Below are 11,816 nucleotides of genomic sequence, written 5' to 3' on the forward strand. Positions count from 1 at the left end.
ACCGGTTGTCATGAGCGCATGCCTACCACAGCGACGGGCGACGATGCCGATCGCACGGAATGCGCCCGATTTGTGGTCGTGCGTGGTCGTCACGCCTCGTGTAGCGTGCGATTCCGGTCACCGATTCAGCGGCCGTCGCCGATCGCCGAACGGTGGTCCCCGGCGGCCGGCGTGCCGGTTCCCGGGTCGTGGAATGCCGCGCAGAGTGAGGAAGTGCACCGTGGCACAGGGCACCGTGAAGTGGTTCAACTCCGAAAAGGGCTACGGCTTCATCGCCGTCGACGGCGGCCAGGACGTCTTCGTCCACTTCTCCGCCATCGAGATGGACGGCTACAAGGCGCTGGACGACGGCCAGCGGGTGGAGTTCGAGATCGCCCAGGGCCAGAAGGGCCCCCAGGCGGAGCGGGTCCGCGTCATCGCCTGACCGTCGACCGGCCCGCCGGGAGCGCCGGGCAGGGGCTGCGGTGCGCGTACGCACCGGGGAGGATCATGAGCCTTTCCAGCTGTCGCTGAGGAGGGTTCTTTGTCCGACCAGCAGCCTCCGGCCACTCCGTCCCCCGGTCCCGGAGACCCCGACCCGTCGGCGCGGCCGACGGGTGACCCGACCGCGCCGCAGCCCGGCCCGCCGCCCCAACCGTGGGAGCCGAGCGTGGCCCCCGGGGCGTACGGCGCCCCGCCGCCCGGCCCGTACGGCGGCCAGCCGTGGTACCCGGGTGGTCCGGCGGCCTGGCCGGCCCCGGCGTACCCCGGCGGGTGGTTCCCGCCCGGGTTGGACCCGAACGATCCGCTTGTCAACCCGCCCGGAGCCGGCGTGGGCGGATGGTGGGCGCGCTGCGTCGGCGCGGTGCGACGCGGCTGGCCCCTGCTGGTGCCGATCCTGCTGCTCACCCAGGTGCTGCCGGCGGCGCTGATGTCCCTGCTCTCGCTGGCGGTCGACCCGACCGCGCGGTGGGACGCCGACCTGGCCGAGAACGCCGACGCGCTTCCGGACACCTTCCTCGCCGACCTGGCGGCGATGTTGGGCGTGCTCGTCGGTGCGCTGGTGGTCTTCGGCCTGGTCCAGGCCGTCGGCTGGGCGGCCGGCACCTGGGTGGTCGCCCGCCAGGCGGCCGGCGAGCCGGTGAGCCTCGGCGGGGCGTTGCGCCACGGCGCCCGCCGCGCCCTCGGTCTGTGGGGGTGGAGCCTGCTGGTGGGCGTGCTGGTCGGGGTCGGTGTCTGCTTCTGCGTTCTGCCCGGGATCTACCTCGTGTTCGCGCTGAGCCTGGCCGGGCCGGTCTACCTCTTCGAGCGGCAGAACCCGATCGGTCGCGCGTTCCGGATGTTCCACGAGCGGCTCGGCCTGGTGCTGGGTCGGATGGCGCTGGTGGCGGTTGCCTTCGTGGTCGTGTCGGTGGTGGCCGGCATCGTCGAGGCGGTCGGCGGGCTGCCGTTCGGCGTCACTCCACTGGACTCGCCCGGTACGGCGGTGGGGATCGTCGTGGTGAGCCTGACCGGTGCGGTGCTGGCCCTGCCGGCGTACCTCGCCCAGCTCGTCGGTCTGGTCGTCACGTACGCCGAGCAGCGGGCCTGCGAGGGTCCGGTGAACGCCGCGCGACTTGCCGCGGAACTCGGCTGACCCGGGCACTCGTGCTTGCACTCGGCAGGGGAGAGTGCTAAACAAGTCATTGGCACTCGCATACCGTGAGTGCCAATGGTCGGGGCGGTAGGGCCACGGCCGCAACGGCGCCCAGTCGCTGGTGCGGCACATGGCCGGTCGTCGCGGGCTATCCGGCCCGGCCGAGGAGACGTCGTCGTCGCCAGGTGGCGACGTCCCCAAGGTGCGTACACCAGGCGGCCCATCCGGGACACACACTCGGGTGGCCCGTGAGTGTCCAGGAGGACAACGCCGTATGGCCAAGATGATCGCGTTCGACGAAGAGGCGCGCCGCGGCCTCGAGCGGGGCATGAACCAGCTCGCCGACGCCGTGAAGGTGACGCTCGGCCCCAAGGGCCGCAACGTCGTGCTCGAGAAGAAGTGGGGTGCCCCCACCATCACCAACGATGGTGTGAGCATCGCCAAGGAGATCGAGCTCGAGGACCCGTACGAGAAGATCGGCGCCGAGCTGGTCAAGGAGGTCGCGAAGAAGACCGACGACGTCGCCGGTGACGGCACGACGACGGCGACCGTCCTGGCCCAGGCCCTGGTCCGTGAGGGCCTGCGCAACGTGGCCGCCGGCGCCAACCCGATGGCCCTGAAGCGGGGCATCGAGGCGGCCGTGGCCAGCGTCTCGGAGGAGCTGCTGAAGCTCGCCAAGGACGTCGAGACCAAGGAGCAGATCGCCTCCACCGCCTCCATCTCCGCCGGTGACAGCACCGTCGGTGAGATCATCGCCGAGGCGATGGACAAGGTCGGCAAGGAAGGCGTCATCACCGTCGAGGAGAGCAACACCTTCGGGCTGGAGCTGGAGCTCACCGAGGGTATGCGCTTCGACAAGGGCTACATCTCCGCGTACTTCATGACCGACCCGGAGCGTATGGAGGCCGTCTTCGACGACCCGTACATCCTGATCGTCAACAGCAAGATCTCGTCGGTGAAGGACCTGCTCCCGATCCTGGAGAAGGTCATGCAGGGCGGCAAGCCGCTGCTGATCATCGCCGAGGACCTGGAGGGCGAGGCCCTGGCCACCCTGGTGGTCAACAAGGTCCGGGGCACCTTCAAGTCGGTCGCCGTCAAGGCGCCGGGCTTCGGTGACCGCCGCAAGGCCATGCTGACCGACATCGCCATCCTCACCGGTGGCCAGGTCATCAGCGAGGAGGTCGGCCTCAAGCTGGACGCCGTCAGCGTCGACATGCTGGGCCGGGCCCGCAAGGTCGTGGTGACCAAGGACGAGACCACGATCGTCGACGGTGCCGGTGACGCCGAGCAGATCCAGGGCCGGGTGAACCAGATCCGGGCCGAGATCGACAAGAGCGACTCCGACTACGACCGCGAGAAGCTGCAGGAGCGCCTGGCCAAGCTGGCCGGCGGTGTTGCGGTGATCAAGGTCGGCGCGGCCACCGAGGTCGAGCTCAAGGAGCGCAAGCACCGCATCGAGGACGCCGTCCGCAACGCGAAGGCCGCCGTCGAGGAGGGCATCGTTCCGGGTGGTGGCGTCGCGCTGGTGCAGGCCGGCAAGACCGCCTTCGACAAGCTGGACCTCGCCGGTGACGAGGCGACCGGCGCGCAGATCGTCCGGATCGCGCTGGACGCCCCGCTGCGGCAGATCGCCGTCAACGCCGGCCTCGAGGGCGGCGTCGTGGTGGAGAAGGTTCGTAACCTCGACGCGGGCCACGGCCTCAACGCCGCCAACGGCGAGTACGTGGACCTGCTGGCCGCGGGCATCATCGACCCGGCCAAGGTGACCCGGTCGGCGTTGCAGAACGCTGCGTCGATTGCGGCGCTCTTCCTCACCACCGAGGCCGTCGTGGCGGACAAGCCGGAGAAGACCCCGGCCGCCCCGGCTGGTCCGGGTGGCGGGGACATGGACTTCTGAGTCCGGTTTCCTGAACGCCGAAAGGGGCGGGCCGCGTCAGCGGTCCGCCCCTTTCCGTGTTCCGCCCTGGCGACAGCGGCGCGCTCCAGCCTGTCACGTCGGCAGGGGCCGCTGGTTGCGCCGCTTGTGTGCCCGGTCGTACGGCTGCCGGATCTGGACCGGTTCGTCCACCGGCGTGACCGGCTCGTCGGCCGGTTGGTCGGCGCCGGTCATCTCCGCCCGCTGCTCGGCGTCGCCGTAGTCGAGTCGGTCGAACGGCAACGGGCCGGGCAGTTCGTCGTCCGTGGTCATGAGAGCCTCCTCTACCGAAACGGTAGGGGGCGTCGATGACCCATGCGGGCGAATGACGTTATCTGGGTCTATATCCTATTCGCCCCTTTATTGATCTCCGAGCGTCCTCCGGTACAGGAAGAACACCCGCTCGATCCGCGCGCCCGCGCTGCCCGAGTAGAACGGCACAGGTCCCACCCAGCCGATCTGCGCGGTGTCGATTCCCGCCGCCCGCTGGTCGGCCAGGCAGCGCCGCAGCAGCACCCCGCCGATACCCGAACCCTCGGCCGCCGGCGCCGTGCCCATCGGGCCGAACCAGCTGGGCCGGGACGACCCCCACGCCGCGAAACCGAGCAGCTCGCCCTCGCGTTCCGCCAGGTGGCAGCCCGCCCGGTCACGGCCGAGCGACCCGGCCAGCTCCTCGTCCCACGAACCACCGAAGGTGGAACGGGCGAAGGCCGTCAGCGCCGGCAGGTCCGCCGGCTCCGCGCGCCGCACCGACACACCCTGGCCGGCCAGCCGCGCCTCCGCGGTCTCCGTCGGCCGCAGGGCCGGGGACCCGGCGTACGACAGGTCGGCGGTCATGTTCCACGCCGTACGGTCCTGCGTGTAGCCGAGCGCCAGCGCGGCGCAGACCGCCGGGGTGTAACGCACGTCGATACCGGGCCAGCCGTACCAGGGCGGGTTGCCGGCGAGCAGCACTTCGGCCGCGCCCAGCCCGGCGAGCGTCCGCTCGGCGTACGACAGCAGCGCCCGCCCGACGCCGCGCCGGCGGTGCGCCGGGTCCACCGCCACCAGGTCGACGTGCCCGAGTCGGGTGTCCCGCCCGGAGATCGAGCAGACCACCGTCCCGACCAGCTCTGCACCCCGGTACGCGCCGAGCGCCACCACCGGCCGGTCGGCGCCCGCCCGGATCCACAACGTGTCGATCAGGGCGTCCGCCTCGGCCGCGTCCTCGGGCAGGTCCAGCGCCCGCCGGCACAGCTCCACCACGTCCGGCACACGGTCGACGGCCAGCTCGGTGACGATGATCTCCGCGTCCATGGTCGCCGACCCTAGAGCACCGGAGGTCACCTGTTAAGAAGGGGCCCTTTCACCTCACCAGGCGTTAAGCGGGGGCCCTTCCTTACCGCTGGGCGGCCTGGACTGCGGCGTACGCGTCGACCAGCCCGGCGCCGACGACGTTCCGCGGGTCGCCGCAGGTGTCCGTCGGCACCTGCGCGGGTGTCGCGGTCTCGGCGAGGATCCGCCGCGTCCGGTCCAGGTCCCCGACCAGCGCCGGGTTCGCCGACCACATCAGCGCCACCACGCCCGCCACCTGGGGGGTCGCCATGGAGGTGCCGCTGAGCGACCCGTACCCGCCCCCGGGCATCGCGGAGAGGACCTCCTCGCCCGGCGCGACCAGGTCCGGCTTGGCGACCCCGCCCGGTGCCGGTCCCCGCGACGAGAAGCTGGCCACCCGGCGCCGGTCGTCCACCGCGCCCACGGTGAGCACCTCCGCGTACGGCGCGGGCGGATCGTCGAGCGAGCCACAGGAGGGTCCGGTGTTGCCGGCCGCCGCGACGACCATGATCCCGGCGGCGTCGAGCGCGGCGGCGGCCGGCCGGAGCACCCCCGGGTCGCAACCCTCGATCGATGGGCAGCCCCACGAGTTGGTGAGGATCTCCGGCGCGCGGGCGGGGCGACCGTCGGTGAACGGGTCCCCGCCGGGCGGGAACGGGGCGAGCATGAACTGGAGGCAGTCCAGGTAGTACGCGGGGTTGCCCAGGTTGCGGTCCAGGTTGACGCAGCCCACCCAGCCGGCACCCGGGGCCACCCCGACGCCGTTGCGGCCCACCGCGCTGCCGACCGTGTGGGTGCCGTGGCCGCCCTGGTCGGTGGGGAAGCGGGTGGCGTCCCACGGGTCGTACCAGGAGTCGTCGCCGCCCCGGAAACCCTCGGCCAGCGCCGGATGCCTCCCGTCCACCCCCGAGTCGGAGCTGCCCACGGTGACGCCGGTGCCGGTCACTCCCAGCTCCGACCAGACCCGGTCCGCGCCGATCAGGCGGACGTTCCACTCCGGTCCGGCCGGCGCGGGGGCGTCGCCCCGGGTCATGCCGGCCGGCTCGGGCAGCGGCCGTACCCGCTGGCTCACCAGCACGCGGGCCACCTCGGGCCGGCCGGCCAGCCAGGCCCGCACCGCGGGGCCGCCGTCCACCTCGATCGCGTTGACCAGGTAGTACGAGGTGTGGTCGAGCCGCAGCCGGCGCAGGTCCCGGCGCAGGCCGGCCTGCGTCCGGTCGGCGGTCTCCACGAGCCGCCGGTAGACCTCGGTCGCCCGCGCGTCCCGCCCCGCCTTCCCGGGGGCGGTGGAGACGCCGCTCAGGTCCGCCTGGTCCCGGAGCACCACCAGCAGCCGCTCGCCGTGCAGGCCGGGTTGACCGGGGCCCACCGCGACCACCCCGACGGTGGCCAGCAGGACCGCGGCGGTCACCCCGGCCACCCGCCGACGCGGCACGCCGCCGCGGGGACGGGCGAACAGCACGCCGTACGCGACGGCGAGCACGACCGCGACGGCGAGCCCGGCGCCGGCGGCGGCCGCCACCCAGTACGGCACGTCGCGGGTGTTGACCAGGACGACGCTGATCTCCTCGGGATCGGTGAACGCCAGCGGGCCGAACACGCCGAGCCCGACCAGCCAGCCGGTCGCGGAGCGCGGGACAGCCGACCCCGGGTCGGGTTCCGCGCCGGCCGGACCGGTGTCGGTGGAGATCGGGGCGGTGTCGGTCGACCGGCGGGTCGCCATGGCTAGGGCGGCGAGCGCGAAACCGGTCGGCGGCAGGGTCAGCAGGAGCGGCAACTGGGCACCCGACTGGCCGACCCCGGCCCCCAGCAGCAGCAGCGCCACCCCGGCGACCAGTCCGCCGACCAGCACCAGCCGCGCCGGCCGGGGCGGCGTGCCGACCGCGAACACCGACCAGAAGGCGTCGTCCAGCAGCGCGGCGGCCACCATGCCGACGGCCGCCGCCGCGAGGACGGCGAGCAGGGTCTCCAGCAGCCCGCCGAGCGCGCCCACCCACACCCACGGCAGCAGCAGGGCCAGCCCGGCGGTCACCCCGAGCGGGCGTGCGGCGATCGTGCGTTTCGGGTCGCTCGTGCGGGCGCGGCCCAGCCCGCGTACGACGAGGGCGGCTACGGCGGCGGTGACGGCGAGGGTCGCGAGGTAGGCCTCGTGGTGCACCGGGGGGAGGGCCCGGAGCAGCCCGAGCAGCCCCAGCACGAGCACCGCGACCAACCAGACCCGGCCCGTCGTCCGGACCGCCGCCGAGCGCGGCACCAGCGCCAGCGCCAGCGCGGGCGCACCGGCCAGCAGCACTGTGGCCAGCGCCAGCACCGGCCACAGCCAGACCGCCCGGTCCAGGCCCGACGCGAGCAGCACCTGGTCGGTCAGCCACCCGCCGAACTGGGAGACCACGGTGAACCCGACGATCCAGAGCCCGGTGAACACGGCCGCCACCACGGCCCAGGGGCTGTTACTGGTTCCGGTGACTGGAGCGTTGACAGCGGAACCGGGCCAGTCGGGTTGCATTGAAGAACAGTACGTTGCGCCTGAGGTCGTCCGATGACGCGCCGGTTGGCAAAACGACAACGCTTCGGCCCGGGAGAGCCGCGACTTGCAGATTAAGCTACCCCCTAAATTGCAAGACCTCGGTGTAACGTGGCCGTATGTCGTCATTCAGCCCCGGGGCTGACCTCATCGAGGCTCGCGAGCGCCTACGAATCCTGGTCGAGGGCGTCCTGGCGAAGCTCGCCGCCGGAGTCCTGCCGAGCGACGCGGAGCGGGAGAAGGTCGACTGCAAGGAAGAAGCCGGGCGTCGAGGACGCGACGGCAGCCTCCTCGTGGGGGAGCCGCACAACCAGGAGGCCGCGCGACAACTGGCCAACGAGGTCACGTGCATGGCGAACACCCCCGGTGGTGGCGCCTTGCTGGTGGGCGTCGAGGACCGTACCGGGCAGCTCCTCGGTGCCGGCCTGGACGCCGAGTGGTTGCGGCACCGGGTCTACGAACACGTCGAGGTGGCGCCGGCCGTCGAGGTCCTGCGCCTCAACGGCGTCCGTCTCCTCGTCCTGTACGTGGCTGAGGCACGAGAGCCCGTGGAGGACCTCAACGGGCGGATCCGCTGGCGTACCGGAGGGCACTGCGTACCCGTCGACCGCGCCGAATGGTGGCTGCACCGGCAGTCGAGCGCGGGACACGATCCGATGGCCCAGGTGACCGAACGGACCGAGAACGACGTCTCGCCCGGAGCGGTGGCAGTGGCTCGCCGTTACCTGTCGGCGGGCGGCCGCGATGTCGGGGAGTTCGACTACCGCAGCAGCCGTGACCTGTTGATGTCGCTCGGAGTCCTCCGGCCCGACGGTCGCCTGACCGCGGCCGGAGCCCTGACCTTCTGCCCGGCCGACCGTACTCACATCACCTTCTCGGTGCTCGATGTGGAAGGCGGGGACCTGCTCACCTCGCCGCGTGACCTCAGCGGGTTGAGCCTGCTGGAACAGATTGCGACGATCGACGACCGCCTCGACACGTTGAACAAGGCGATCAGAGTCGCCCAGGACACCACCTTCGCTCAGCAGCAGGTGCGGCAGCTTCCTCCTCAGGCACTGCGAGAGGCGGTACTCAACGGTGTCGTGCACAGGGACTGGATGCAGCCGGAGCCGGTGACGGTGACCTGGGTCGAGGCCGATTCCGCCGTACAGGTGGTGAGCCCGGGTGGGTTCACCGGAGGCATCACGTCCGAGACTGTACTGACGCACCGGTACGCCCGCTATCCGGCGCTGGCGGACCTGTTCCGGGCGCTGCGTCTGGTGGAGAAGCAGGGCCTGGGTGTGGACCGGATGTATCGGGACATGGTGGCGCTGGGGCACCGACCGCCCGTCCTCGTCGAGGAGGGCGGTCCACGGGTCCGAACCCGCCTCGTCGGCGGAACACCGGTGGTGCCCGTGATGAATCTCATGGGTGCGATCCGGCCCGAGGTGCGCCAGCGGGACGTGCGGGTCGCGCTGATCGTGCACACCCTCCTTCACGAGCCCTTCGTCACGGCCGCCGGGCTGACCCGGATCCTGCAACGGAGCGAGTCGGAGGCGGATGAGGCACTCGAGACAGCGGCCGACTGTGTCGTCGGCGATGGTCCGTTGATCAACCGTCACAAGGATGTCTGGGCTCTCAGCTGGGACGCCGTCTCCGTGGTCGAGCGGAGTGCCGGGCACGATGTGCTGCGACGTCGAGGTGTCCTGCCGCACGTCAGGCCCGACCTCCCGGGGGCGGAGGCGGTGGCCCGGCGATGGCTTGCCCGACACGACCGTTACTCATCAGGCGACCACTCCGCGCTGACCGGGCTGACCTACGCGGGTGCCCGTGGGCAGCTCGAACGCTTGGAGCGCACCGGCCTGCTGCGTCGTGGGGAGGGCAGCGGCCGCAGTGCGCACTTCGTCGCTGGCCCGCTCCTCGACGCGAATGCTGCCACCCGACCGGGCCGGTGACCTTTCGTGTCCGGCGACAGTACGGCGCGGGCGGTACATGCCGTCGGACGGCCACGACCGCTACCGTGGAACCGTGCGTGACCCCAACGTGTCCCGGTCCGTGGCCGGCCAGCTCTCGCCCGAGCGGCGTGCCGCCGACCTGCGCCGACTCCGGGCGGAACGCTTCGACGTCCTGATCATCGGCGGGGGTGTGACCGGAGCGGGCGCCGCCCTGGACGCCGCCTCCCGAGGTCTCAAGGTGGCCCTGGTGGAGGCGCGCGACTACGCCGCCGGCACCTCCAGCCGGTCCAGCAAGCTCATCCACGGCGGCCTGCGCTACCTGGAGCAGTTGGAGTTCCACCTGGTGCACGAGGCGCTGACCGAGCGCGGGCTGCTGGCCACCCGGCTCGCACCGCATCTCGTCCGGCCGGTGCCGATCCTCGTTCCGCTGCCCGCCGGTAACGGCATCCGGGACCTGCCGGCCCGGCTGTTCCGCCGCTCCTACTACGGGGCCGGCGTGGCCGCGTACGACGCCTTCGCGGGCGTCTTCGGCGGCGGTCGCGGGATGCCGCTGCACCGGCACCTCACCCGCGAGGGTGCCCGGCGGATCTTCCCCAGCCTGCGTCCCGACACCCTGGCCGGCGCCATCCGCTACTACGACGGGCAGGTCGACGACGCCCGGCTGGTGGTCACGCTGGCCCGGACGGCGGCCAGCCTCGGCGCGACCGTGGTCACCAGCACCCGGGCGGTCGGCCTGATCCGGCAGGCCCGCGAGGTGACCGGCGTCCGGGTCCGCGACCTGGAGGCGCCCGCCGGCTCCGAGGCCGAGTTCGAGGTACGCGCCCGCGTGGTCATCGGTGCCACCGGCGTGTGGAGCGACGACATGTCGCGGATGCTCAACGACGTGGGGCTGCGCCCCGGCATCCGGGTGCGGGCCTCCAAGGGTGTCCACCTCGTGGTGCCGCGCTCGGCGATCACCGGCGAGGCCGGCCTGATCCTGCGCACCGCCACCAGCGTGCTCTTCGTCATCCCCTGGGGCGGGCACTGGATCATCGGCACCACGGACACCGACTGGCGGCTGGACCGCTCCCACCCGTCCGCCTCGGCCCGTGACATCGAGTACCTGCTCGACCAGGTCAACACCGTGCTCGACCGGCCGCTCACCACCGCCGACATCGAGGGCGTGTACGCGGGCCTGCGGCCGCTGCTGGCCGGCGAGGCCGACTCGACCTCGAAGCTGTCCCGGGAGCACGCGGTCTTCGAGCCCATGCTCGGCCTGCTGCTGGTGGCCGGCGGCAAGTACACGACGTACCGGGTGATGGCCTCGGACGTGGTCGACCGGGCCGCGCACCGGCTCGGCGCGGTCCGTCCGTCGCGTACCGCCGACCTGCCGCTGCTCGGCGCCGACGGGTACGCGCCCATGTGGCGGGACCGGGCCGACCTGGCTCGCCGGCACGGCGTGCCGGTCGGGGTGGTGGAGCACCTGCTGGAGCGGTACGGCACCCTCACCCGTGACCTGCTCGCCCTGATCGACGCCGACCCGCTGCAGGCCTCCCCGCTGGCCGGCGCCCCGGAGTACCTGGCCGCCGAGGTGACGTACGCGACCCGCGCCGAGGGGGCGCTGCACCTGGAGGACGTGCTGACCCGGCGTACCCGGATCTCGTTCGAGACCGCGCACCGGGGCCTGGACTCGGCCGAGCACACCGCCGAGCTGATGGGCGCGGTGCTCGGGTGGGACGCGGCGACGCGTGCCCGCGAGGTGGAGCACTACCGGGCCCGGGTGGAGGCCGAGCGGCAGTCCCAGCTGATGCCGGACGACGCCACGGCGGACGCGGCCCGACTGGGGGCGCCGGACGTACGTGGTTTCGCGGCCGACCGCGGTGGTGACGGCGACCCCGCTGAACTTCCGTCGTCCTCCCGCTGACCGATGGTCCGAAAGACCGTCCATCATCGATGCCCGACCGGTCGGCCGGTTTCGAGCGCTACCTACGGTGGGGTAGGTTGCGGCGCGTGGTTCCCCCTTCCTGGTCGCGTCCGGTCCTTTTGTCCGTAGCCGTGCTGACCGCGATCGTGCTCGCCGGCTGCTCCGGCGCCGACGCCGGTGGAGCGCCCCGAACGGACGGGTCCGCAGCCGGCCGGCCGGGGCTGCCCGGCGCGGCCACCGCCGAGAAGGGCCGGGTCAGCCTGTTGCAGAAGGTCGGCGACGACGGCCCGCTGCGGAGCCTCAACGTGCAGGCGGACGGCCGGTGGGAGTGCGCCGACTGCGCCGGGGACGGTGTCACGTCGACCGGCGCCCTCGACGCGGAACAGGTGAAGCGGTTGCAGGACCTGCTCGCCGACCCCGGGCTGGCCAAGGAGACCGACCAGGCCCGGGAGTACCGGGTGAGCTGCATCGACGCGCTCACGTCGAGCCTGGTCACCGCGGTCGGGCTGATCACTTCGCAGGACTGCCCGGGTGAGGAGAAGCCACCGGTCGCGTACGAAATCCTGCTGCTGCTCACCCAGGCCACGCCGGCCGAGCCCACCGCCTGAGCG

9 protein-coding genes are annotated in these 11,816 nt (G+C 72.5%); 6 read left to right on the top strand and 3 right to left on the bottom strand.

The features are described from left to right. Nucleotides 1-220: 220 nt before the first annotated feature. From ACIBR0_RS22520 to groL, 3 genes are all read left to right on the top strand, one after another. Nucleotides 221-424 (top strand): cold-shock protein, encoded by a 204-nt coding sequence (locus tag ACIBR0_RS22520; RefSeq protein ID WP_067305333.1) that lies wholly within the window; start codon nucleotides 221-223, stop codon nucleotides 422-424. 99 nt (nucleotides 425-523) lie between these two features. Next, nucleotides 524-1,615 (top strand): hypothetical protein, encoded by a 1,092-nt coding sequence (locus ACIBR0_RS22525; RefSeq protein WP_396718682.1) that lies wholly within the window; start codon nucleotides 524-526, stop codon nucleotides 1,613-1,615. A gap of 274 nt (nucleotides 1,616-1,889) precedes the next feature. Further along, entirely contained in the window at nucleotides 1,890-3,512 is a 1,623-nt protein-coding gene (gene groL / locus ACIBR0_RS22530) for a chaperonin GroEL (RefSeq protein WP_357029802.1), read from the top strand. A 93-nt stretch (nucleotides 3,513-3,605) separates the two neighbouring features. Here the strand turns inward: groL and ACIBR0_RS22535 are convergent, their stop codons facing one another. The 3 genes from ACIBR0_RS22535 to ACIBR0_RS22545 form a co-directional block, all read right to left on the bottom strand. Continuing rightward, a complete protein-coding gene (locus ACIBR0_RS22535; RefSeq protein WP_357029800.1) occupies nucleotides 3,606-3,803 on the bottom strand; it encodes a hypothetical protein in 198 nt (65 codons plus the stop codon). Between the two features lie 87 nt (nucleotides 3,804-3,890). Further along, nucleotides 3,891-4,826 carry a GNAT family N-acetyltransferase gene (locus ACIBR0_RS22540; protein ID WP_396718685.1) on the bottom strand — a complete coding sequence of 312 codons (936 nt, stop codon included), beginning with the start codon at nucleotides 4,824-4,826 and terminating at the stop codon, nucleotides 3,891-3,893. A gap of 82 nt (nucleotides 4,827-4,908) precedes the next feature. Next, nucleotides 4,909-7,350, bottom strand: a complete 2,442-nt coding sequence (locus tag ACIBR0_RS22545; RefSeq protein ID WP_396718688.1) for a S8 family serine peptidase — start codon at nucleotides 7,348-7,350, stop codon at nucleotides 4,909-4,911. Between the two features lie 137 nt (nucleotides 7,351-7,487). Between ACIBR0_RS22545 and ACIBR0_RS22550 the strand changes: the two genes are divergently transcribed. The 3 genes from ACIBR0_RS22550 to ACIBR0_RS22560 all read left to right on the top strand — a co-directional run bounded on the left by ACIBR0_RS22550 (nucleotide 7,488) and on the right by ACIBR0_RS22560 (nucleotide 11,813). After that, complete coding sequence (locus tag ACIBR0_RS22550) at nucleotides 7,488-9,302, top strand: DUF5635 domain-containing protein (protein ID WP_396718691.1); 1,815 nt, start codon at nucleotides 7,488-7,490, stop codon at nucleotides 9,300-9,302. An 88-nt stretch (nucleotides 9,303-9,390) separates the two neighbouring features. After that, nucleotides 9,391-11,205 carry a glycerol-3-phosphate dehydrogenase/oxidase gene (locus ACIBR0_RS22555; protein ID WP_357029825.1) on the top strand — a complete coding sequence of 605 codons (1,815 nt, stop codon included), beginning with the start codon at nucleotides 9,391-9,393 and terminating at the stop codon, nucleotides 11,203-11,205. Nucleotides 11,206-11,336: 131 nt separating this feature from the next. After that, nucleotides 11,337-11,813: a hypothetical protein gene (locus ACIBR0_RS22560; protein ID WP_396718693.1), complete on the top strand. Its 477-nt coding sequence runs from the start codon at nucleotides 11,337-11,339 to the stop codon at nucleotides 11,811-11,813. The last annotated feature ends 3 nt before the right edge of the window (nucleotides 11,814-11,816 follow it).

It is taken from the genome of Micromonospora sp. NPDC049497 (assembly GCF_044465805.1).
In the GTDB taxonomy this organism is placed as follows: Bacteria; Actinomycetota; Actinomycetes; order Mycobacteriales; family Micromonosporaceae; genus Micromonospora.